General features: G+C 62.1%; 21 protein-coding genes and 1 pseudogene. 15 read left to right on the top strand and 7 right to left on the bottom strand.

All coding sequences use genetic code 11. The features are described 5' to 3' along the window. Positions 1 to 52: 52 nt before the first annotated feature. Positions 53 to 2,776: a DUF262 domain-containing protein gene (locus tag GTV32_RS16305; RefSeq protein WP_202421819.1), complete on the top strand. Its 2,724-nt coding sequence runs from the start codon at positions 53 to 55 to the stop codon at positions 2,774 to 2,776. Next, positions 2,777 to 5,017, top strand: coding sequence for a 3'-5' exonuclease (locus GTV32_RS16310; RefSeq protein WP_161061203.1), 2,241 nt, complete (start codon positions 2,777 to 2,779; stop codon positions 5,015 to 5,017). It abuts the gene before it with no gap. Positions 5,018 to 5,299: 282 nt separating this feature from the next. Here GTV32_RS16310 and GTV32_RS16315 read toward each other — a convergent pair whose 3' ends face one another. Further along, the gene (locus tag GTV32_RS16315; protein ID WP_161061204.1) at positions 5,300 to 6,514 is read right to left on the bottom strand and encodes a hypothetical protein; all 1,215 of its coding nucleotides are present in this window, start codon (positions 6,512 to 6,514) and stop codon (positions 5,300 to 5,302) included. Positions 6,515 to 6,929: 415 nt separating this feature from the next. On the opposite strand from GTV32_RS16315, the gene GTV32_RS16320 reads away from it, so the two are divergent. After that, positions 6,930 to 7,109 carry a hypothetical protein gene (locus GTV32_RS16320; protein ID WP_161061205.1) on the top strand — a complete coding sequence of 60 codons (180 nt, stop codon included), beginning with the start codon at positions 6,930 to 6,932 and terminating at the stop codon, positions 7,107 to 7,109. Next, a complete protein-coding gene (locus GTV32_RS16325; RefSeq protein WP_202421820.1) occupies positions 7,106 to 7,342 on the top strand; it encodes a hypothetical protein in 237 nt (78 codons plus the stop codon). Before GTV32_RS16320 ends, GTV32_RS16325 begins: the two co-directional genes overlap by 4 nt. Positions 7,343 to 7,365: 23 nt before the next feature. Here GTV32_RS16325 and GTV32_RS16330 read toward each other — a convergent pair. The 4 genes and pseudogenes from GTV32_RS16330 to GTV32_RS16345 form a co-directional block, all read right to left on the bottom strand. Further along, positions 7,366 to 8,510, bottom strand: a pseudogene (locus tag GTV32_RS16330) (IS3 family transposase). A 249-nt stretch (positions 8,511 to 8,759) separates the two neighbouring features. Further along, positions 8,760 to 9,305 carry a protein BatD gene (locus GTV32_RS16335; RefSeq protein ID WP_161061206.1) on the bottom strand — a complete coding sequence of 182 codons (546 nt, stop codon included), beginning with the start codon at positions 9,303 to 9,305 and terminating at the stop codon, positions 8,760 to 8,762. Then, positions 9,305 to 9,772, bottom strand: coding sequence for a hypothetical protein (locus GTV32_RS16340; protein WP_161061207.1), 468 nt, complete (start codon positions 9,770 to 9,772; stop codon positions 9,305 to 9,307). The genes GTV32_RS16335 and GTV32_RS16340 overlap by 1 nt, the downstream gene beginning before the upstream one ends. 1,070 nt (positions 9,773 to 10,842) lie before the next feature. Beyond that, positions 10,843 to 11,442 (bottom strand): DUF6642 family protein, encoded by a 600-nt coding sequence (locus GTV32_RS16345; protein WP_161061208.1) that lies wholly within the window; start codon positions 11,440 to 11,442, stop codon positions 10,843 to 10,845. Positions 11,443 to 11,565: 123 nt separating this feature from the next. On the opposite strand from GTV32_RS16345, the gene GTV32_RS16350 reads away from it, so the two are divergent. Together GTV32_RS16350 and GTV32_RS16355 are read left to right on the top strand one after the other, a co-directional pair. Continuing rightward, positions 11,566 to 11,781 carry a hypothetical protein gene (locus tag GTV32_RS16350; RefSeq protein ID WP_161061209.1) on the top strand — a complete coding sequence of 72 codons (216 nt, stop codon included), beginning with the start codon at positions 11,566 to 11,568 and terminating at the stop codon, positions 11,779 to 11,781. 1 nt (position 11,782) lies between these two features. Next, on the top strand, positions 11,783 to 11,941 hold the full coding sequence (locus GTV32_RS16355) for a hypothetical protein (protein ID WP_161061210.1): 159 nt from the start codon (positions 11,783 to 11,785) through the stop codon (positions 11,939 to 11,941). Positions 11,942 to 12,042: 101 nt separating this feature from the next. On the opposite strand, the gene GTV32_RS16360 is transcribed toward GTV32_RS16355, so the two are convergent. Next, positions 12,043 to 13,233 carry a serpin family protein gene (locus GTV32_RS16360; RefSeq protein ID WP_161061211.1) on the bottom strand — a complete coding sequence of 397 codons (1,191 nt, stop codon included), beginning with the start codon at positions 13,231 to 13,233 and terminating at the stop codon, positions 12,043 to 12,045. A 180-nt stretch (positions 13,234 to 13,413) separates the two neighbouring features. On the opposite strand from GTV32_RS16360, the gene GTV32_RS16365 reads away from it, so the two are divergent. Next, positions 13,414 to 15,069, top strand: coding sequence for an NERD domain-containing protein/DEAD/DEAH box helicase (locus GTV32_RS16365; RefSeq protein ID WP_161061212.1), 1,656 nt, complete (start codon positions 13,414 to 13,416; stop codon positions 15,067 to 15,069). Between the two features lie 32 nt (positions 15,070 to 15,101). On the opposite strand, the gene GTV32_RS16370 is transcribed toward GTV32_RS16365, so the two are convergent. Beyond that, positions 15,102 to 15,656 (bottom strand): LppP/LprE family lipoprotein, encoded by a 555-nt coding sequence (locus GTV32_RS16370; RefSeq protein WP_161061213.1) that lies wholly within the window; start codon positions 15,654 to 15,656, stop codon positions 15,102 to 15,104. Between the two features lie 297 nt (positions 15,657 to 15,953). Here GTV32_RS16370 and GTV32_RS16375 point away from each other — a divergent pair, with 297 nt between their 5' ends. From GTV32_RS16375 to GTV32_RS16410, 8 genes are all read left to right on the top strand, one after another. After that, positions 15,954 to 16,586 carry a hypothetical protein gene (locus GTV32_RS16375; protein WP_161061214.1) on the top strand — a complete coding sequence of 211 codons (633 nt, stop codon included), beginning with the start codon at positions 15,954 to 15,956 and terminating at the stop codon, positions 16,584 to 16,586. Next, positions 16,540 to 17,469 (top strand): FCD domain-containing protein, encoded by a 930-nt coding sequence (locus GTV32_RS16380; protein WP_237421565.1) that lies wholly within the window; start codon positions 16,540 to 16,542, stop codon positions 17,467 to 17,469. Before GTV32_RS16375 ends, GTV32_RS16380 begins: the two co-directional genes overlap by 47 nt. Before the next feature lie 162 nt (positions 17,470 to 17,631). Further along, positions 17,632 to 18,675: an ABC transporter substrate-binding protein gene (locus GTV32_RS16385; RefSeq protein ID WP_161061216.1), complete on the top strand. Its 1,044-nt coding sequence runs from the start codon at positions 17,632 to 17,634 to the stop codon at positions 18,673 to 18,675. A gap of 107 nt (positions 18,676 to 18,782) precedes the next feature. Further along, entirely contained in the window at positions 18,783 to 19,568 is a 786-nt protein-coding gene (locus GTV32_RS16390; RefSeq protein WP_161061217.1) for an ABC transporter permease, read from the top strand. Continuing rightward, positions 19,565 to 20,356, top strand: a complete 792-nt coding sequence (locus tag GTV32_RS16395) for an ABC transporter ATP-binding protein (protein WP_202421821.1) — start codon at positions 19,565 to 19,567, stop codon at positions 20,354 to 20,356. The genes GTV32_RS16390 and GTV32_RS16395 overlap by 4 nt, the downstream gene beginning before the upstream one ends. After that, a complete protein-coding gene (locus tag GTV32_RS16400; protein ID WP_161061218.1) occupies positions 20,353 to 21,693 on the top strand; it encodes an amidase in 1,341 nt (446 codons plus the stop codon). The genes GTV32_RS16395 and GTV32_RS16400 overlap by 4 nt, the downstream gene beginning before the upstream one ends. Further along, complete coding sequence (locus tag GTV32_RS16405) at positions 21,690 to 22,385, top strand: hypothetical protein (protein ID WP_161061219.1); 696 nt, start codon at positions 21,690 to 21,692, stop codon at positions 22,383 to 22,385. Before GTV32_RS16400 ends, GTV32_RS16405 begins: the two co-directional genes overlap by 4 nt. Further along, positions 22,378 to 23,325: an allantoinase PuuE gene (locus tag GTV32_RS16410; protein WP_161061220.1), complete on the top strand. Its 948-nt coding sequence runs from the start codon at positions 22,378 to 22,380 to the stop codon at positions 23,323 to 23,325. The genes GTV32_RS16405 and GTV32_RS16410 overlap by 8 nt, the downstream gene beginning before the upstream one ends. Positions 23,326 to 23,336: the final 11 nt, after the last annotated feature.

The raw sequence follows: 23,336 nt of genomic DNA on the forward strand, positions 1-23,336 counted from the left end.
TGGTCTTAGGGGGGCGTGAACAGTGAAGGGCAGTATCAGGCGGATCACGGAGTTGTTTGACGGAAACAGCAAGCACCTGCTGATCCCCGTGTACCAGCGCAACTATGACTGGAAGCTCAAGCACTGCGCTCGGCTGTTCGACGACCTGGTCGACATCGTCGGTCAGGACCGCGAAACGCACTTCTTCGGCGCCATCGTCGGGCATCCGGAGGACTCGTTCACGTACGTCGTGATCGACGGTCAGCAGCGGCTAACCACCAGCAGCCTGCTCATGCTGGCGCTGGTTCACTCGCTCGAAGACGGCACCGTCACCTCGAAGGACTCCAACCTGGCCGCGAAGATCCGCGACAGCTACCTCGTCCTCAAGGACAAGCATGCGGCCGTCAAGTTCAAGCTCAAGCCGGTCAAGAACGACAACGACGCCTACAGTCGCCTGCTGCGCGGCGACACTCCGATCGAGTCGTCCACCGTCACCGCCAACTACCGGTACTTCCGCGAGCGGATCGCCGGCGGTGAACTCGGCGGTGACCAGATCTGGAATGCCATCTTCCGCCTACAGGTGATGGCGCTCGACCTGGAAAAGCAGGACGATCCCCAACGGATCTTCGAGAGCATCAACTCCACCGGCCTCGAGCTCAGCGAAGCCGACAAGATCCGCAACGTGGTGCTCATGCACGAACAGAGCCACGACCAGGAAGACCTGTACGAGAACTACTGGAACCGCATCGAGAAGGCGGTCGAGTACCGCACCGACTGGTTCATCCGGTTCTATCTGATCTCCAAGACAGGCAAGACGCCACGGCAAGACGCCGTGTACGAGGCGTTCCGCGAGTATCAGAGCAACAGCAAGGCGAGCACCCGCGACATCCTCGCGGAGATGCGCGACTACGCCGAGTACAGCCGCGAGCTCAACACCGCCAGCACCGGCATTGCGGCCGCAGACAAGCGACTGCGGCGCTTCAACATGGTGAAGCACGACGTGACGCTTCCACTGACCATGCCACTGCTCGGCGAGGTGAAGGCCGGGACGGTGTCTGCCGAGGACTTCACCCAGGTGATGGTCATTCTCGACTCCTACCTGTTCCGGCGCTTCATCAGCGGTGTCCTGACCAGTGCCCTGAACAAGATCTTCGCCACCCTGTACTCCGAGGTTCATCGACTCCGCGGCGAGGGCGACCGGTTCTCGGATGTGCTGGCGTACTCGCTGCGACGACGGACTGCATCCGGCAGGTTCCCCACCGACGACGAATTCAAGGAATCGTTCACGACCCGGAACCTGTACAACATCAAGGGCGAGAACCGCAGCTACCTGTTCGAGTGCCTCGAGAACAACTGGTCGAACGACACCCACGACATCGCGAAGGCCCTGGAGAGTCAGTCGATCAGCATTGAGCACATCATGCCGCAAACGCTCACCCCGGCATGGCGGAACGATCTCGGTGACAATGCCGAAGACATTCACGCCACCTGGTGTAACCGCATCGGCAATCTCACTGTCACGGGCTACAACTCCAGCTACTCGAACTCCACGTTCTCGAGCAAGAAGAAGCGCGATAACGGGTTCGACGCCTCCCCGTATCGTCTCAATGCGCTTCTGAAGAGCTCCGACGTCTGGAGTGTGGCGCAGTTGGAGGAACGGACCAAGGCGTTGACAGCCATCGCGTTGAAGTACTGGCCACTGCCGTCCACCCAATTCGAGCCGTACGTGCCGCCACTGCCCACGATGCCGATGGGCGACGACGAGTCGTTCACCAACCGCACGGTCGTTTCGTTCGAGTTCGGCGACACCCGTAAGACGGTCGCCAGCTGGAAGGACGCCTTCCTGGACGTGATCCGAATCCTCGTCGACGACCGCCGCGAGGAGGTCTTCGCATACGCCGCAGAATCCAACGACCTCGCGGTCGTCGACGATTCGCATGAGGTGTCGTCGAGTGAATCCCTGGTCATTCCAGGACTGACCGTGATGACGGCAACCTCCACTCGCTCGAAGCTGACGGTCCTGCGAAAGATGTTCGACCACCTCGAGATCGACACCGACGACCTGGTCTTCACCCTCCGCAATACCGACACCGTCGAGCCCGAGGACACCGTGGTCGAACCCGGTCCGTATGCGGAGCTGACGAAGTTCCTGCCAGAAGTAGAAGGACTATCGTCCGCGTCGTCCACCGAGGAAGACACACGACCGCTGCGTGACGAATTCACCTCGGCGTTCGCCGCGTTCACTGTCACGAACCTCCAGACCGCGCTTCCCGGCAAGAACCTCCCCGACCTCGAAACCGAGGGTTTTATCGGAACGGCAACGGCCGAGGACGTTCTCGCCGCACTGAGCATGATGTTCCAGGTCGAGGGACTGATGCCCCAGTTCCATCGCCTGATCACCTCCGGAATCGTCGCGCGGTGGCTGACGGTGCTGGCATCGAACTCGCCGGAGTTCAGTGACCGCGGCCCCGCCCCCACGAGCGCGGGCAGCGTCGACACCGGCATTGCGGCCGCGCTGGCGCTCAGCCCGCAGTGGCAGGCGCTGTTCGACGACACCGTCTCCGACGTCGAGAAGCAGTTCGTGGTCGCGCTCGCCGCAACAGGGTTGCCGGTGCCGACGGTGGGCCACGAGACCGACGAGGGCGACGTCGTGGATTTCGCGTGGCCCGACAGCTGCGTCGGGGTGCTTCTCGACCCTGATGACGACACGGCAAACACGTTGACTCTCGCGGGTTGGACGCTGTGCCCGCCCGACGCCGCACAGATCGTGGCAGCGTTGCAGAACGGAGTGATCTAAGTGGCGAATCTGGTCATCGCGTCGAACACGAAGGCGATGAAGAAGCTCGACAAGACCATCAAAGACAAGGTCTGGGCCTTCATCGAGAAACTGTCGGCCGATCACACCGCTGCCGGCCTTCACATCGAGCCGCTGAACGGAGCCGTTGATCCGCGAGTCCGCACCGGACGAGTGGACCTGAACTTCCGCGCGATTCTGTTCAAAGTCGACGACAAGCTCGGTGACGATCCCACGTTCATCTACATGGGGACGTGGCCGCACGACGAGGCCAACAAGCTGGCCGAACGATCGCAGCTTCGGGTCAACCCGATCAACGGTGTGCTCGAAGGAATTATTGGCGAGCTCGACGGCGACGACGACCGCAAGAAGCGAACCGTCGTCCCCGATCCGCGCGGAGAACTCGACCGGCGCGTGCGGCCAGAATCCAAGCCCTACCTCGCTGAGCGGTTCAGCCTCGCCGACCTCACCGAGCGACTTGGCCTGGATACCGAGCTTGCTGAGCGGGCGCTCGCGGCGTCTAGCGAAGATGTACTCGTCGATATCGCCGCGAACGCGGTGGGTTGGCAGGGCAGCGCCCTCCTCGACCTCGCTACCGGACTGCATATCGACACGATCCGTGAGAAGCACGGCTTCACCGATGCGCCGGTAGACGACGACCTCGACGATGACGAGAAGATCCTCAAGGCGCTCGAACAGCCGGCCTCGAAGATGCAGTTCACCTTTGTCGAGGATGACGAGGAGCTTCGCAGGATCATCGAGGGTGGGGACTTTGCGGCGTGGCGAACCTTCCTCCACCCCGAACAGCGTAAGTATGTCGAGAAGGACTTCAGCGGTCCGTTCCGCCTTTCCGGTGGCGCGGGGACCGGGAAGACCGTGGTGGCAATTCACCGAGCGCGTCACCTCGCGAATGCCGATCCCACAGCACGAATCGTGTTGACGACGTACAACAGAACCCTCGCGGCCGACCTCAAGGCTGCGTTGCAGACGCTTGATCCGAATATCGGTCTCGCTGAGAGGCTCGGTGAGCCTGGTGTTTACGTGAGTGGAATCGATGCGTTGGGAAACGCTGTCCTCAATCATGCGGGCGACATCGGGGACGCGGCCGAGAACGTATTCGGTTACCGCGGTCCGGAACTGACACGCAGCCGGACCAACTCCGACAAGACCTGGCGGGACGTTGTGCAGTCGGTGAACAGCGGCTTGGATGGCAAGCTCGCGACACCTGCTTTCCTCGAGAATGAGTACGTTGCGGTGGTTCTCGCAAATCGGACAACGACGCTCGAGCAGTACGCGAAGGTTCCTCGCCCGGGGCGCGGCGTCAGGCTTAGCCGGCCGCAGCGGATTGCAGTCTGGAAGCAGGTTGAGGCGTATCGGCGTCAGGAAAGAGTCGATGGAAGCTTGAGTTTCCCTGAGGTGCTTGCCCTGGCGGCCGAGCACCTGCGGCTGCGAGCAGAAGCTGGAGACGGCTACGTGGCCGACCACGTCCTCGTAGACGAGGCGCAGGATCTTCACGCGGCGCACTGGGCGCTGCTCCGGGCGCTCGTCGCGGAGGATCGTAACGACCTCTTCATCGCCGAGGACTCGCATCAGCGGATTTACGGCCAGCCAGTGGTGTTGTCGAAGTTCGGGATCAAAATTGTTGGCCGGGCTCGACGCCTCACGTTGAATTACCGCACCACCGCCCAGAACTTGCACTTCGCAGTGAGCATCCTCTCAGGTGCCGAGTACAAGGACCTCGAGCAGGGCGAGGAGTCTACCGAGGAATACCGGTCTGCACGTCTGGGCCCAAACCCGCGGCTGGTCGAGTGCAGTTCTCCGGCCGACGAACTCGACAAGGTTGCTGACCTCGTCAAGGAGTGGATCAATGACGGCGTCGATAAGTCCACTATCGCCGTGCTGACTAGAGGCCAGAACGATCGGAGCCAGTTCGTGCGCGCGCTCGGCGAGCGCGACGTCGACGCACGCGCGCTCGACAACAATCCGGCGACATCCGGACACGTGCAGGTGCTGACGATGCACCGGTCGAAGGGCATGGAGTTTTCGCGGGTTGTTCTCGCAGGCGTCGATGCAGCGCACGTGCCCTCCGCGGCTACGTTGCGCTCGGTGCCAGAGGAGGAACAGGCCGAGGCGTTGCTGCGTGAGCGGTCTCTGCTCTACGTCGCTGCATCGAGGGCGCGAGACGAGTTGGTCGTGACATGGAGTGGGGCGAGATCTGAGCTGTTGGCTGCGGATGTGAGCTAACCGGTTGCAGGACTGAGGAGGAACGAATGGCGCTTATCAGATCGCTCGAACCGGGCAAGGGGAGCGCTCGGCCTCCCCAGTCGGAAGTCGACGGGACGTATGTGGCGGTCGACGATCCGGAGCGAGGGAAAATTCTCAAGATCACGACCTACGGATCCGACACACGGAAGTCGGGGCCGAAGCCGAGTCAGGTGATTGAGTTGGATGAGGAGATGGGGCGAAAGCTCATCGAGATAGTTCGTGATGAGTTGCTATAACTACTATAAGTAGTAGCTTTGGCCTTCACACCATGTCGCCGTCGCGGAAGATCACTCTGAAAGCCGGATTGCTTGTGGTCAGAGACTGTTTAGCACGTTCCATCAGATAAAAGTCAAATGCCATCATCCTTGTGATTTCGGGTCGGCGCGCCACCAATCTGTTTGCAGCGCGCACGATACTGAACAGCTCTTCAGGATCCAGCATATGGAAAAAACCGTTGATCTCCTGGGTCATTCTCACGAAATACCCAGCGTCGTAGTCAGAATTACCGGCGAGTAGGAATAAGTCTGGTACCAGAATAATTGCGTGAGGCGTGTCGGGGCGCTCTATCTCCACGGGGACTCGGGCGCTATCACGTACCGACGAGCCGAGACGCAACTGCTTTACTGCCCCGACCAGCTGGCGGGATGCCTTCTCAACGTGCTTTGCGGTCGATCGGCGTAGCCGCGAGATCGCGGGCAGCGTTGGCTTGTCGAGAATGTTCAAGCCTTTGGACTCGATCAGCACGACACCGTACTCATACGTCAACATGACGTCTGTTAATTCGCGAGATTCATCTCCTCGTACGACTGTCGGATTGCTAATCGCCCCAGTCGGCAGCAAATTGTCAAGGAGCCAGCCGCACAGGGCTTCTTGCTGGCCCCCTTCGTCGGTGCTGCTAATGGAGAGGGGGTTGGATGCGCTTTGGTTGCCGTAAAGGTATATCGTCGGTGAACTCCAGTCGCCAGACCCGGCACCATCGAATACTGCAAGATCCGAGGATCTGTCGCCTTCGTCGAATGCCGAGAGATGCTCGGCGATCTCTTCCGATAGGTGGAACTGGTCGACCGTGCCGATTGTGCATCTATCGAACACCATGGGCGGCTCGCCCCAAATCCGTGTGATCGATAGCTTCGCTTGAGCGACATTGACGACGAGTTCGTTGAACAAGTACAGATCCACTGTGCATTTAGTGTGTATCTGTCGCAACGCTTCGACCTCACGGCCTGTCTCGGCTATTGACCAGACCGTCGCGTCCAGCGCGGGATCGCCGCTCGTATTCTTTACCGCGTAGGCTAGTCGGTTCTCGGAAATTAGGAAAACGGAGAGCTTAATTTGAGTGGTGTGGAGAATCTGCTTGAGTACAAGCGAGTTCGCCTTCACTACTAGGCCAGGAAAGCCCGGGTCCGGAAGGATGGCCCGCACCAAAGAAGGCGTGCAGGATAGTTCGGCAGTCTCCTCGCGAGATGGAAAATACATTCAGGCTCAATCAGTTGAGGTGCCGGCAATCTATGAATAGAAATTCGGGCGTGTGGATTTCGGTATAAATTCCGACTTCGTCAGGCAGTTCTTCAATCGTCGGTGATCACGAATTGAGCGGAGTCTTCAGCAGCGTCTTCGCCGATGTCGCCTGGCACCTCTTTTCTATCGCGCCTACCACAACGTCACACAAGCAGCGTCGGCGCTCGCCCAAGTAGGTGTTAAAGTTGCCCGCGCGCAGACCGCTGTATGGCACAAGTTTGGCCTCGACGAGTGTATCGAGTCTGTCGCCACTAATCTGAGCGCCATCGCGGCGGCAGCTCGACAGGTCTACTTCACGCGCTGCAACGTCGACGGTCAGCCGCAACATCACACCGAAGCGCGATGGGCCGAGGCGAAAAGTGCAACGGCCTGTGTGGCATTGGCGCTCCACGGCGCCACCGATGCCGACCTCTCGGGGTGGAAATCCTGGCGACAGCATCGTCGACCGGCGATGGCCATCGCGACAAAGGGCGTACACAAAGGCGCCACCATCGGCAAGGATGACGTCCGAGATCTACGCAAGACCGTCGACGATATCCTGGAGCAGCGGTGACGCCGGCCGAACTCCTCGCCTACGCCCAACAGCTGCTGCGGGGTCTGGGAGATTCGACCGCGGGCAACGCGTCGAGGCTCGCCGCTGTGGTTGCGCGCCAAGCACTCGAGGCGACAGTCCTGGAGTGTTGCGATGTCGTCAACGCCCCCTGCGAGAATGCGACGATGCGGGCGAGACTGGCGATCCTGAAGTCGCTGTGGCAGGTCCCCGATAACCGGTCCAGGCAGTTCTAGAGCCAGCTCTTGTTTGTCATCGTTCAATTGGTCTCGCAGCCCACAGGGTGGTGCTGGTGGGTGCATCGGGCAGCGTACTCGGCCGGGGTTGGGTAGCCCAGCGCTGAATGTCGGTGTCGGTGGTTGTGGTCGTCTGTGAAGTCTTCGATGACCACCCGCGCCTCGAGCAGGGTGGGCCAGCAGTTGCGGTTCAAACACTCGTCGCGCAGCCGGTTGTTGAATGACTCGATGAACCCGTTGTTCCACGGTGTGCCGGGGGAGAATGTAGGAGATCCCCACCGACCCTGTGCAGAACGCTTGTAGGGCTTCTGAGATGAACTCAGGGCCGTTGTCCATGCGCAGCACCATCGGCGGGCCACCCCAGATCGCGAACGTCTCTCCAACTCCTCGATCAGGCGCTCGGCGGTAATCGAACGGTCCACAATGTTGAGCAACGACAGACGGGTGTGCTCATCCACCATCGACGCGATCTTGACCATTTTGCCATCGACGGTGGAATCGAATTGAAAGTCCAATGCCCACACCACTTTCGGCGCATTCGCGACAACGACCGGCGCCGATGATTGGCCGGCCCGTTTCCGTCGCGGAGCACGCCGCACTTGCAGGCCTTCCTCCTTCCACAAGCGGTGCACCTTCTTCTTGTTGATCTCGATGCCGTCGTCGAACCGCAGGTGCGCCCACGCCCGCCGGAACCCGTGGCGCGGGTGCTTACGCGCGTAGGTGCGCAACTGCTCACGCAACGCGGCATCAGGATCGGCCGAGGTCTGAGCCAAGGGCAGACGCCGATACGCTGACCGTGAAAGCCCAACTACCCTGCACGTCATACGTTCTGACATCTTCTTGACGTCTGTGAGCATGTCGATGGCGGCACGTTTGGCGGTTGGGCTCAGAATTTTCCTTTGGCGATCTCCCGAAGAGCGTCCTTCTAGAGTTCAGCGTCGGCGAGCAGTCGTTTGAGCCGGCTGTTCTGTTCGCGCAGCTCCTTGAGTTCTTTCGCCCCGTCGCCGTCCATGCCGCCGTACTGGCGGCGCCAGTTGTACAAGGTGGCTGGCGACACCACGAGATCGGCGGCGATCTCCTCACCAGTCTTGCCTTCGGCGGCCAACTCATCGGCACGGCGCAGTTTGCGCACGATATCTTCGGCCGAGTGGCGCTTGCGTCCTGCCATGTCCTCATCGTCCCTTCTGCGCCCTCATTAGGGCAATCAGCACTCTGAAACCACCCGGACCGGTTCACTGGGGACACGCCAGTGTCAGGTGAGCCCGTCATAGTGGTCCAGGCGTTGTCGACGTCTTCCATGCCCGCAAACCGGGCAACAGAGTCGCATACGACTGGACCACTGCGACGGGCTCACCTCAGACGGCTCGATGCTGCAACATGAAAGTTCCGGGGCGGGAGCACGCTGAATACCCGCAATCTATTCGTGGTGCCGCTCTATCCACCGATTCGCCTCTTGCACAGCCTCAAACTCCTCGATAGTCAGATACTTCTGGCAGCCCACAATGACACTGCCAACGCACTGGCCGAGAAACACAAAGGCAGCAAAGAAGATAGCCCCGCCAGCGGCGCCGCTTCCGGCAGACGCTGCGTACCCGGTGGCGCCTGCCCCAGCACCCGCTGCGATGCGCTGCCGGCGGGACAGCTGGTTTTCATAGCTCATCGGACGGCCAAGGGCCTTCGCTTCGGGGCTGCGCTTGAGTGGCTTTAGGCCGTAGAAGAGGCTGGCAAGAATAGCGGGCACGCTGATGGCTAACGCCACTACCGCCGGAAGCGTGTCGGAGGCAAGATGCCCGACCACGAAGAAGATGAACCCTCCGACGATCGCGACCGCAAATGCTAGACCTATCAATGCGTACAGCAGGAAGTACAACCGTCTGGCCCAGTACGCGGTTCCTCGGTCGTACCAAGTCGTGCCCAGAGTCTTGATCGGCCGAATGGGAGGCCTTCGTTGTTCACTCTTCATCAGAAGAGCCCGTGCCACAACTTCTTGGCACTCGCCGATACGTCTTTGGCTAACCCGGCTGTGTCAGACGCGATCTGATGGCCGGTATTCACCCCTACGCACTTGATTCCATGTCCAACCCCGGCGACGACGCCATGTTCATGAATGTCCCCGCCCCAGTGCTCATGGACTGTTTGATAGGCGAGATCACCGACACCCATACCGGTGGCGGTAGCGACGAGGACTACGCTGCCCGCAGCCATGGTCTCGGGGGCTGCCGCAACCGCCACCGCGCCTCCTATCACACCTGCAGCCGCTGCAGTTCCGTCGTTGATGACGGCCTTCTTCCATGACCATCCTTTGTCGTGGTCGTCGTGTGCTTGGAACCCAGCTCCGACGCCCGCGATGGCAACGTCGATACCTGGGATCTCGTTGAGGAACTTCAACTCCTTCGGCGTGTTCTCGAGCCTGGGGTAGATCTTGCTCAAGTCGCCGATTTTCGTATCGAGAATCTTGGAGAACGGTAGCTCCCCTTTACCGGCACGCGCATCCCCAACTCTGTTCTGAGGTGTTCGAGATCGTTCACGGCGATCAGGTGGTCGAGGAGTATCTTCACTGCTCTCTCAGGCTGCTCGGCCGGATAACCCTTGGACATGTACTTCATCCTTCACAAAGAACGAAGCGGCATCAAACCCGGGACGGTTCAGACCATCTTCCCCTCTGGATAGGGTGACAAGTAGACGGTGAGGAGATTTCGATTGCCTTATGACTCTGAGGGCACGTATGTATCCACGAGAGACGCTCTTGATGTCTGGGAGCCCATTGCGGTCGGCATGTTGATTGACGCAGCGAAAACGTACAACGGCTTCGTCACGTACAAACAGCTAGGTGAGGCTGTCCAACAGCGGTCGGGCATCAGACGTGACGGTCTGCTGACGAATTGGATAGGGAGCCTGCTGAGTAGAGTGATCGGGCACTGTGAGAGGGAGCGGCTTCCTCAACTCAGCGCGCTGTGTGTGAGGGAAGACGGAACCGTCGGTGATGGTTATCGGCATGCGGCCATTGCCGCGGGCGTGACCGGTGCCATGGGCCTCGATCAACTCGATGACCATGCCGCGGAGACAAGGCTCAAGTGTTATCGATTCTTCGGCGCCGAACTGCCCGCCGATGGAGGACAACCCACCGTGACGCCGGCGGTAAGGTCTGCACGAGAACGGAAGAAGCGACAAGCAAGACGCGATGCGCCAGCGAAGCTGTGCCCGAGATGTTACACGGTACTCCCGGCAACTGGCCTGTGTGACGGCTGCGATACATAAACGACGGTCGCCGGTAGGTCCAACTGTTGTCGCGTGGTCCCGCGTCGTCGAGGACGACGGAAGCGACTGAACTACGGCAGATTCCAAGCGGACACACCCGAAGCTGACTGGGGAAAGGCGTTATCCGTTGGTAGCGAGCTCGTTGCATTGATCCTGCTGCAGGCCTTCTTGGTCGAAGACCCGTCAAGCACCCGGGGGGACCCGACTCGCGTACTTCTTCCTGTGCTGCCGACGTTCCCTCACTACTCGAATTCAGAGACCCACGTCTTGGTCGCAACTCGGAAGCCGAGCTGGTAGGTGAAGTCAGGGAACCGTTCGGTGACAGCCTTGTACATCGACCGCGGAGTCTTTGTGCCTGAGTTCATCTCGCACAGATACTCGAAGAGGATCATTTCGAAAGCCGCCGCTTCAACGAAGTCGACGTTCTCGGTGTAGCCGACTACTGCGTCGGCTCCGGTCTTCTTGCAGAACTTCTTCAACGACTCCTCGGAGCTCTTGAGGGCCCCGCACGACGACAAAAAGATGACCCGGTCATCGCAGTGACCTTCTAGCTTGGCTCCGAGAGTGTCGATACCCAGAGGGTCGCCGCCGATGTCCAGGATTTCCGGCTCGCCGTGGAATCCGAGGTACAGAAATCTGTAGTCGTTGAATGCCCTGGAGTCCCAATTTCCCAGGTGGCGCCAGAGTTCTTGAACGGTGTTCACGTTGCGGTGATGGAGTTTGAAGGTGCCCATTCGCTCGAGCATCTCGAGAGCCGGCTCGATTGTCTTGCGGTCTGTCGGGTCATCACTCTCCCAGTCACCCTCAAGACAGAGGACGCCTGAGACCTTTCGTTGCGCCATCGAATCCTCCAATAATCGGGGTGGTATCCATCCTGAGATCGTCGTCGTGGCCGGCGACGTTACTCGCGCTGCCCACGATGACGTCACGCATACGCGAAGGTGTCCGACCGGATATTCACCGAGATGCAGTGCCACCTCACCGGTAGCCTGATCAGCGAACTGGATCGGCTGCGTATCGCTACGAGCCTGCTCGACGCCGCCACCGACGCGCGCCTGAGCGCCCTGCGCATGCCGGTCCGGCTGATCGAAGTCGAACTGGCCGACATCTGCGGCCAATTGCTGCCCAGACCGCGCGACCACCCGCACATCCGCGTCGACGGCCGACCCGCCTCCGACTAGCATGCTCGAGGACGACCTCATCGCCGATCTCGACCTGCCGCTCAATCTGATGGGTAACCGACACAACAGATTCCACGCGACGATGACGAGAACGAGGCAGGAGGCGAAGGTGCGAGCGCGGGAACTGCCGATCCTGCCCAACCCAGGTCGACGAAAGTGATTGTGAGCGAATGCTTGCCAACTCTCACGACCCGGTGAGCGGAATCAACTCACGCGCATAGAGAGCTCCTGCCTGGAACAAACAGTTCGGCCGGTCCTTCACTACTCTTCTTCCCCGGCCGAATCGAATGGGCTCCTGACCCACCCGGCGACGACCGCGAGGCGACTCGGTCGATGTACAGCGAGGAAGCCGAAGGGGCGGTCGAAGCTGACATCTACGGCAGTGATCCGGTATCGCCGCGGGAGTGGAGCCCCGGTGGCGATGACGCCAAATGCGGAAACCGCGGCTGCCTCAAAACCTTCGGCGCTAAAACTGGCCACTACGTCTTGTGCGCCACGCGCCACGAACAGGGGACTCGGACTCAGCAGCGGCAGGTGGGGGCTGTCGGGATCTGTCACTGAACGCAATCCGAAAACGTCGCGGTATTCCAATAGGTCGTGATTGCTGCCGATATCAAATGACGGCAATCGCAGCCGGAACCGGTCCTGCTGGTCGCTTGATTCCTCGACGCTGACTGTCAACCCGGTGGTATCACCACCATCGATATCGGCGGCCAGGCGGACGTGTGCCTCACCCGACAGTTCACGCAATCCAGTCGCCAACACGTCGGCGGGCTCGTGATCACCGAGCAACAGGTGGACGTCGATGTCGCGGTCACCTTCTACCACCACCCGGGTCACGGTGCCGTCGAGCACGGCCGCAGCCGTGAGGTCGGAAGTGGTGCGCTGCAGCCATTGCCCACCGGCCGCATCGCCCGAACCTTGTCGGTCGCGGGGCCAGCTGTCGAACGGCATACGCCAGCGCACACGTGCGGCGAGTGCGGAGGCGAGTACCAACTCCGTGTCGGGGGTGAGCGCGAGAGGAAAGCGGTCGATCAGACCGTTGGTCTCGGCGGCTGCCCAACGATCGAGTGCCTCCTGGTCGGTCAACTGCCCGACCACCCCCGCCGGCAGCTGCGATGTCCATTGCTCATGCAGAGGGAGGTCGCTGCGGGCCCACAAACCCAACGCAGCTGCTGTCGAGCCGCCCGAACGAAGGACGTCGAGCAGTTCGAGCGCCTCACGCTGCGCGGACTCGACGGGCCTGCCGAGCGCAGCGGCCAGTTCGGCCCCCGCCTGGTCGTCGGCCGCGGAGGCGAGCAGGCCGATGAGCGGCCAGACCCCCGCTGCCGACAGCGCGAAGTCCTGGTCGCCGAACTGCGCGGTCCATCGTGCGGTCATCGCGTTCGCCGCGGCTACGAGGCCGGCCCCACCAACTGTCTGTGACGGCGGCGCCGCGTTGAGGTTCGACATGATCGGCATCGTTGCATAGCGGTCTGACAGCGCTGAAGGACGTGCGGACGAGACCCTGTCACGGTGGCGCCCTTGCGACGTAAACGGCACGATGCCAGGTCCAGGACGAGCCGCCGCGCCATCGGCGGCGGATGATCCGATACGAGCGTCGTCGTCGGCGGGAGACGATACGGTCGCGTCGTGCCCCACGAACTACCCGAGCAGCCGCGCTTCGCCTCCACCAGCGAGGAGCTCATCTGGCAGAAGCTGCGAGAGCAACTCCCCGACGACGACCTTCTCATCCATGGGCAGCGCGTCACCGACCACGCCAAGGATCATGAGATCGACATCGTGGTGGCGATCGACGGTGCCGGCATCGCCTGCCTCGAGATCAAAGGTGGCGAGGTGTGGCATCAGGACGGGTCGTGGTGGCAGGCTCGGGCCGGCCAGCCTCCCAAACCCATCGATCCGGTCGAGCAGTCCCGTGAAGCGTGTTATGCCCTGCGGGAGTACGTGGAACTCGATCCCCGCTGGACTCAAGGGCGCCTCCGCTGGGACCACATGGTGGTGCTGCCGCACTCGGAGGTCCCTCGCGACTTCTCGTTGCCCGATTGTCCGCGATGGAAGATCATCGACCGCACTCAACTCGAGCAGCTGATGCCGTTGGCGCGCAGCGTATTGCTGAGGCAGGAGAACGACGTCCCGGCGATCGATGCGACCGGGATGGATCAGCTGCGTACCACGTTGAGCGGCAGGGGACTTCCGCAGCGTGACGTGGTCGCTCGCGCGATGGAGCACGAAGACATAGCGGACTCGTTGACCGCCGACCAGGCCGTCATCCTCGGGGCTATCGGTCAACTGCCACGCGTCGAGATCCGCGGTGGAGCGGGCAGCGGCAAGACGTTCCTGGCGGTCGAGCAGGCCCGACGACTATCGCGGGCCGGGCAGCGGGTCGCGCTCGTCTGTTACTCGCACGGGCTCGCCTCGTATCTCGCGCGCCTCACCTCGGCGTGGAAGCGACGCGACCAGCTGGCATACGTCGGCGAGTTCCACGCCCTCGGCGTTCAATGGGGTGCCGCGGAAGGTCCCAGCGAACTGGAACGGTCGCCGGAGTCCTCGGATTTCTGGGAGCACGACTTACCGAACCAGATGCTCGAACTCGCCGAACAGCTGCCACCTGGACAGCGTTTCGACGCGATCGTCGTCGACGAAGCCCAAGACTTCGCCGACGAGTGGTGGAAGCCCATGCTGGCCTGCCTACGTGACTCGGACACCAGCGGGATCTACGTCTTCAGCGACGAAGCGCAACGCGTGTTCGACCGCCAGGGCTCGCCGCCGGTGCAGCTGGTGCCGCTCGTCCTCGATCACAATCTGCGCAACACTCGCCAGATCGCGACAGCCTTCAGTCCGCTTGTCGGCCAACGCATGCAGCTTCGTGGTGGCGACGGCCCCGAGGTCCGGTTTGTCGCCTGCAATCCCGCAGACGCGCTGGACGCTGCCGACGACCAGATCGATGTGCTTCTCGACGAGGGCTGGCGGCCAGAGGACATCGCGTTGCTGACCACCGGCAGCCGCCATTCCGAGCAGACCGAACGCCAGGCCGAGGGCAACACGTCGTACTGGAACACTTTCTGGGACGACGAGCAGGTGTTCTACGGACATGTGCTCGGATTCAAGGGACTTGAACGACGGGTCGTCGTGCTGGCGCTCAACGAGTCAAAGCCGCGGAATCGGTCGAAAGAGCGCTTGTATGTGGGGCTTTCGCGGGCGCGAGATCAGCTCGTGGTGTGTGGGGACCCGGAGTTCGTGCGGGAGGTCGGCGGTCCGGACGTGGCCACCAGGTTGGGCATCGGCTGACGGATTCGTGCGGTGTCGACGGGAACACCCGGTCAGACGCCGGGCGGCAGATCTCCGAACCGGTACACGCGGTCGAAGACCTGGAAGAAGAACGACGACACCGGACCGCCGGTCGGGTTCGCGTTGGCGTCGTTCCGCTGTGGCCAGCGGTAGGCGACCGTCACGCTGAACGGAGTGAACTCGCTGACCTTGGTGTAGCCGGTCGGTCTGTTGGTGACACCGAGGTACTTGCCGGGCCGGAAGAGCAGCACCGCCGTCGGGGACGACACGGTTCCACCTGAGGTGTCGAAGGTTGCCCACATGAGTGGCGGACAGTTCGGAGTGCGATCCGTCGACCGAACCATCGGCCCGTTCCGGGGTACCCACCGCAAATCGGAACGTCCGAGTGGCGGTCCGATGGCACGCAGGCCGCGCTGCACCTCCGACGACGACAGGTCCAGACACAAGCCGTGACCTGCCGTGCCGGCCACCGGGTGACCGTCGGCGGCGGGTGCTGCTGACGCCGCGGGTGCGGCAAGGCTGATCGTGAACATCGCCGCGGCCGCAGCAATGACAAGGCGTGAGACATTCGATCGACGGCTCGACATGAGGTGCTCCTCTGGAGTACATCCCGACCTCTGGCGTGGCTGACCGTACAAGATTCGGACTTTAGTTGGTGCGGAACTACATATTCATCGTTTCATCAGCCGGTAAGCGCCTGGCCATGAATCTCCACGATGCCGCTAAGTTGATCGGCCTCCCCTTTCGCGGGATGGCGGCATCACATTCGTTGCACCGACGGCAGCGTTCGCAACCGGCCACACGTCCCTGGTGGCCGTCAGGCAATGAGATGACGACTGAGCACAATGCCCTGCAGTCCTAGGACACAGGATTAGCCTTGTCATATGAATTCCCCGACCTGGTTGGAAGTGCTGCAGGGAGTTGGGTCAGTCGCGACTCCTGTGGTGGTGGCGGTCCTTGCGTTCGTATTAGCACGCATGCAAGGACGAAACGATCAGCTGCTCGCGGCGAGGATGGACTATTACAGGTCCCTGGTGCCAAAACTGAACACTTTGATGTGCTACATGACCTTCATCGGTACATGGGCGGCGAAGTCACCGACGGATATCGTCGCGCTGAAGAGGGAGTTGGATCACGAATTCTTCTGTGCTATGCCTCTTTTCGACCCGAGGGTCAAGCAATGCTATGACGAGTATCTTCGTGCTTGCTTTTCGACATTCAATGAGTGGGGGAAGGATGCCCGCATTCGGTCGGGTGCCTATAGGAGGAGGGCGGCTTGGAGCGGTACCAGTGAATGGCAGACCGAATGGGACGAGCTGTTCATGAATGCCGACGAGGACACCATCTCGGGAGAGGAACTGCAGTCGATTCAAGCAAAGTACGGCCGGCTAATTGATGCACTCGTGGGCAACCTCAAGCTGACAAAAGCAAAGGTGGAGTACACAACTGACTTGGTCTCGCTTAACGCACATGCCCCTACTCCGCCTGACATTCCCGGTCGCGACACCGCTCTGTGACAGCGGCGCTGTAGGTCAGGACGGACGGTATCGCTTGAACCGGCGCACGGAAGGCGTTGCGAGATCCAAGCCTCCAGCCCTCGATCGCTTGCCCAGCAACCACTGGTCTGACCAACTATCCTCAACCCGTGTCCGAGATCATCCCCCAGGTGCCCGGCGGTGGCCGCAAGTACATGCTGGTTGTCAACCAGGTGCTCACGGCGATCAGCGCGGGCCGGCTGAGCCCGGGGATCGGCTACCAAACGAACGGAACCTTGCCGCCGAGTGCGGCACCTCGCGGCCTACGGTGCGTGACGGCCTGCTCGCGTTGGAGCTGTTTGGCATCGTCGAGATCCGTCGTGGCTCCGGCTGTTACGTCACCGAACGCGGCCATCACATGCAGAACCCGGCGCTCGGGCTCCTCGACGCCACCCCGCAGGAGCTGCTGGAGGCCCGCCTGCAACTTGAGCCGACGATGGCGAGAATGTGCGCCGGACGGCTGGACCTTGACCAGATCCGTCGGCTCAACGCTCTGATTGACGCATCGGATGCCGGTGATTCGGCCGCGTTGCGCGATCGCGGATTCGGCAGCTATTTCCAGCTCAGCCAGGCCTTTCACTCGGAGCTGGCCGGCTACTGCGGCAACACGGTGATCGCGGGTATGACCCGGCAACTCGTCGACGTCGCATCACATCCGATGTGGGCATTGCTCAACGGGTCGAGCGCCACCACCAATCAACCGGACGTGCAGGCCGACGAACACCGGCTGATCCTCGACGCCATCGCGCTCGGTGATGAGGAGCGGGCAGCCGAGGCGATGCAGGATCACCTGTGCCGTATCGGCGGCGACCTATTCGGGGGCGATCGTTTAGGCATCGGACGAGTCCGGCGACGCCGCGGATGAGGCGTCGCGCGATTCGCGCCGGTGGCACACCGTCCAAATTGGTAAGACCACTTATGTAATCAAGCTTGATTTCCGCGTTACGGTCGGGCAAACGCGCCTCCCTACCGTCTTAGACGTCGGCTCACGCCGTACCCCACGTCATCGAGATGGAGGAGCGCAGATATGCGCCGAACACGATTCACCCGACGCCTGACCACCACGTTGGCGACAGTTGCCATCGCCGCATCCACGGCATTCGTAGCGGCATGTGGCAGCGACGCCCCCGCCGACGCGATTGTGGTGGCCTCACCGCAATGTGCACATTGTCTGTCCATGTCACTGCTGCCCGATCAGATGCCCGACGAGGACGTCACCTACCAGAACTTCACCAAACTGTCCGACCTCAGCACCGGCCTGGCCTCGGGCCGGATCAATGTGGGGCAGATCGACTACACCGCCCTGGTCAGTCTCATCTCCAAAGGTTTGCCGATCGTCGCGATCAGTGGACAGGTCAACGGCGGCTCGGACTTCGTCGTCGACCCGGGACTCGGCCTGAAGCAGGGTGATTGGGCGGCGTTGAACAGCGCAGCGAAGCAAGCCAAGGCCGATGGGCACCCGTTGAAGATCGGCTCCCAATTCGGCACCGTGCAAGACATCGAACTGCGCCTCGAACTGCCCATGAAAGGCATCGACCCGAACAACGACGTCGAGATGACCAACGTGCCCTACGAGGGCATGGGTCAGGCACTCGCCAACCACTCCATCGACGCCGCAATCCCCGCGCAGCCGTTCGCCGCCGAGATCATCGACCAGAAGTTTGGACAGCACTTCGCCTACCCCTATGACCAAGCGGCCGGGGACCTCACCAACGTGGTGGTTGTCAGCAAGGACTACATCGCGAAACAACCCGACAAGGTCGAGGCGGTGGCGCAGGGCATGAGCAAACTCATCCCGTACCTGAAGACACCTCAAGGACAACAGGACTGGATCGCAGCGATCAAGCAGTACACCAACGTGTCCGACGTCGCCATCAATCAAGCCATGCCGCAACTGTCACCGAGCATCGAGATGCCGTTCGAACAGATCAAGGCCATCGCTGACGCTATGTACGCGCAGAAGTTGATCTCGCAGCCCCTCACCGACGAGCAGATTCGCGAGCACATCGACTACACCATGCTGGCCACCGCCACGGGCCAGCCGTCGCAGGCGCTCGGTGACGCCCGATGAGCGAGGCAATGGTGCTGACTGAACCACCAGCAGACACCCGTCCTGGACCCGCTTCGACGTTGACACCCCGAAATACCAGGCGCCGAACCGGATTCACATCGACCATCATGCGCCGCGTCGCTGTCGGGGCGATAGTTCCGATTCTCATCCTGGCGGGCTGGGACGTGGTGGTACGCGCCGAAATCTTCCCGAAGGCGCTCATCCCGTCACCCTCGATGGTGCTGTCGACCCTCAACGACTGGGCGACCGGCTCACAGGGTGGCATGTTCTACAGCGGCAAGTTGTGGGTCGACGTGGCCGCAACACTCGAGCGCGTGGCCATCGGCTATCTCTCGGCAGCTGTGGTCGGCGTTCTGCTCGGTCTATTGATCGGCGTCTCCCGGTGGGCCGACGAACTTCTCACGCCCACCATGCGAATCCTGGGACCTGTTCCGCCGACCACCTGGATTCCGGTGTGCATCGTGATCCTGGGGATCGGGTCCGTCACGAACTACTTCCTCGTGTTCCTCGGCGCCGTCTTCCCGATCGCCGCCTCCAGCACGGTGGCGGTGGCCGGAGTGTCCCGTGACCTGGTGCGTGCTGCCCGCATGATGGGCCGCAGCCGGTGGGCGACAACCTTCGCGGTGGTGCTCCCGGCTGCGTTGCCCGGCGTTGTGGGTGGGCTGCGTATCGGGCTCGGACTGGCCTGGATGATGGCTGTCACCTCCGAGATGCTCGCCGTTCGTTCGGGTCTCGGCTACACGATCTGGAATTGCTACAACTACCTCGACTATCCCGGTGTGTTCGCCGCGATGATTGTGCTCGGAATCTGCGGGCTGGCAACCGATATGGCCTTGCGCGCCGTCACCAACTCGGCACTGCGCTGGCACACTGCGACAGGAGTACGCGCATGAGCGCCCTCGCGAACACAATGCCGGCGTCGGTGACACTGCAAGGCGTCACCAAGGAGTACTGGCAGAAGGGACGCTGCACCACAGCGTTGGCTGATTGCACTCTCAACATCAGGCCGGGCGAGTTCTTCTCCCTCCTCGGGCCCAGCGGCACCGGCAAGACGACCTTGTTGAACTTGCTGGCCGGATTCGAGCGTCCGAACTCAGGTAGCGTGCGGGTCGGCGAGCGCGAAATCCGTGGCCCCGGTCCGGACCGGGCCGTAGTGTTCCAGGCGCCGACTCTTTATCCGTGGCTCACGGCCGCCGGCAACGTCGCCGAGGGGCTGCGCCATCTGAAGCTGTCGCGTGCGGAACGCAAAGAGATGGCGCTGCAACAACTATCCGAGGTCGGATTGGAGCATGCTGCAGGCAGGCACCCGCATCAGATGTCCGGTGGTATGGCCCAGCGCGTCGGAATCGCCCGTGCTCTGGCCATGCAGCCCGACGTTCTTGTGATGGATGAGCCGTTTGCAGCACTCGACGCCTACGTTCGAAGGGAGATGCAGGAACTCGCCGTGCGGCTGCAGCAGGAACGGCAGGTGACCACGCTGTTCGTGACTCATTCGATCGAGGAGGCACTCATCCTCAGCGATCGTGTTGCGACCATGGCGGCAGGACAGGTGACCGAGATCTTCGAGGTTGACTCCCCACATCCGCGCGACGCGACCACCCAGGAGTTCAACAGTCTGCGACGGGCGATCGCTGACCGCATCGAAGCTGGTGTACGTGCAGAACGCGAGCGGATGCAGTGACGTCGACTCATGATGTTGCGCAGTCATTGTCGCGGTGGGAAGAATTCGCGTGGACCAACGCGTTCGTGCATGTCGATCCCGATGCCGTTCGTCATGACGCCCACGGTGCCAGTGGCGGACCACTCGACGGCGACCTCTTCAGCGTCAAAGACTTGTTCGCGGTGGCCGGTGTGCCGTCCCGGGCGGGAAGTCTCGTGCTGGGCGACTACCGACCAGCCATCGACGCTGGCGTTGTCGGACGGGTCCGACGTTCTGGTGCACTCTTCTTCGGGAAGACGAATTGCGCCGAGTTCGGATTCGGTATCGACACCGACACTCGGCTCGGTGGGCGGGTCCATCATCCCGAACGAGCCGACCTGTCGCCTGGCGGATCAAGTGGCGGAGACGCAGTCGCCGTTGCGACCGGCATCGTCGACTTCGCGATAGCTGGAGACTACGGCGGGTCGATCCGTTGGCCCGCACAGTCATTGAGCATCTACGGCCTTCGTCCCGGTCTCGGTGTCATCCCGCGCGATGGGCGTATCGGCGGTCTCGGAGCCCACCGTGACAATCCTCTAGGACTGTGCCGCGCGCCCTGGCAGCTCGCCGGCGAACTCGAGGTGGCCGGGCTGATGGCGCGCACACCTGCCAAGATCGCCGAGGTGCTTCGCGCGACGTCGAATCGCACCACGATCAACCCTAGAAGAGGGCGTGTCCTGGTCACCCTGGGCACCGAGATCGCTCCGGTCACCGATGAAGTCCGCGAGGCCGTGGAGACGGTCGCCAACCGCGCGCGGACGCACGGGTTAACCGTGGACGACGCCGACGGACTGTTCCGCGACGCGTGGTCCACGTACAGCCTGTTGCGGGAGAAGCTCGACGATCACAACGACATTCGCGCGCTGGTCCGCGGCCGCGAAGATCTGCTGTGCGATGCGACCCGGATGGTGCTGAACGCTGCTCCGCGAGACTGTCTGATAGACAGCGAAGTTCGCGATGCCTGGGTAACCGCCACGGAGATCCGGCGGCGGTTACGTCAGCGGCTGACAGAGTATGACGCACTGATAATGCCATGCGCCCCGGTGGGTGCCATCGGATTCGCCGAGCAGGTACAGGTTGGCGGCACCGTGATGAGCGGACATCAGCTGATGGCACACCTGCGAGCGGTGTCGTTGAGCGCGTTGCCGGCCTTGGCGATGCCGGTCGGATCCGGGACAGGTGGCCGGCCCGTGTCAGTGCAACTCGTCGGCGGTCCCGGATCGGAGACGGACCTGTGTGCGCTTGCCGAGATACTGGCGGTGGAGCAAGAATCGGCGCTGTCGAACGCGGGCCTCCATGGCGCTGGGAGGGTCTCGTGACGACACCACGGATTGGTTTCGTCGTGCCGTCGTCGAACCCGACCATGGAACGGCTGTTGAACTCGACCGGTCTTCTGTCGGCACTTGGCATCTCAGCGGTGTGCACACGGGTCCGGGTGCGTTCCGTCGGCGATGACACGGCAGTCGCAGATCAGTTCCGACCGGACGCGATGGCTGATGCCGCAGAACTGCTGGCCGACTGCGAGTGCGACGCCATCATGTGGGCGGGAACCACCGGTTTCTGGTTGAGCGAGAAGGCCGATGACGACATCGCCGCAGCCATCCACGCGCGCACCGGCGTCCCGGCGTCGACGACACATCAGGCGCAACTGACCGCGCTGGCAGACGTCGGAACACATCGGATCGGGCTCTACACGCCCAACGCTGATGCGCTGCACCGCCGGGTCCTCGATCACCTCACTGCCAAGGGATACACGGTGGAAGTCGACAAGGCCGGCGGCATCGTCCGCAACATCGACTTCGCAAAGATCCCACAGCCCGAGCTGGACGCGACGATCGCGGCGCTGGCCGGACCGTCAGGCCGACCGGTGGCAGTGATCTCCACGAATGTGTCCACCACCGCCGATCACGCTGTCGACTCGTCGATCGCGACGGTGTGGTGGGCCGCACGACTGGTCAACGCCACCAACTTGACCTATCGCCAGGCACACGAGGCGGCGCGCGATGACTGACCTCTATCCCCGAGACCTGCGCGGGTACGCCGCCGATCGTCCGGCATGGCGCTGGCCGGAGGGCAAGCGGATCGCAGTCAGCGTGGTGATCAATTGGGAAGAAGGCGCAGAACACAACATCCTGCACGGTGACGACGTTTCGGAGAACACGGGATGCGATGTTGGCGATGGTCGGCCGAGGGAGCGTTCGCGGGATCTGCGGACCGAGTCCATGTACAACTTCGGTACGCGGGTCGGCGTTTGGCGGCTCCTCGACATTCTCGACGCGCATAACGTGCCCGCCACGGTATTCGCCTGCGGGATGGCCGTCGAGCGGTATCCGGAACTCGCCGCCGCGATGACGCGGCGGGGCCACGAACTGTGTGGCCACGGCTACCGGTGGATCGACTACCACGACGTCGACGAGGCGACCGAACGCGCTCACATCGCCCGGACTGTCAGCGCGATGACTGCAGCCACCGGACATCGGCCACTCGGCTGGTACACGGGTCGCACCAGCCCGAACACTCGCCGGCTGGTGATCGAGGAGGGCGGATTCGTCTATGACAGCGACGCCTATGACGACGAATTACCGTACGGTGAAAATTCTTTCGGGACTTCACACGTGGTGGTGCCGTACGCCTTCGACACCAACGACATGCGCTTCGCCACGTCACCCGGCCTGGCGACGGGTCGGCAGTTCGGTGACGAGCTCATCGACTCCCTCGATGAACTGCTCGCCGACCCCGTCGAGTCTCCTCGAATGATGAGCATCGGACTCCACCTGCGCCTCGCCGGCCGGCCGGCAAGGGCGCACGCGGTGCGCCGATTCCTCGAATATGCGACCTCGCATCCGGAGGTGTGGTTCGCACGCCGAATCGATATTGCCCGTTGGTGGATGGCGCACGAGTCGGAGCATGCCGTCTCCACCGATCACATGAACCAAGGAGCTGACCGATGATCCGTATCGGA

The sequence above is a fragment of the Gordonia sp. SID5947 genome (genome assembly GCF_009862785.1).
Lineage (GTDB): Bacteria > Actinomycetota > Actinomycetes > Mycobacteriales > Mycobacteriaceae > Gordonia.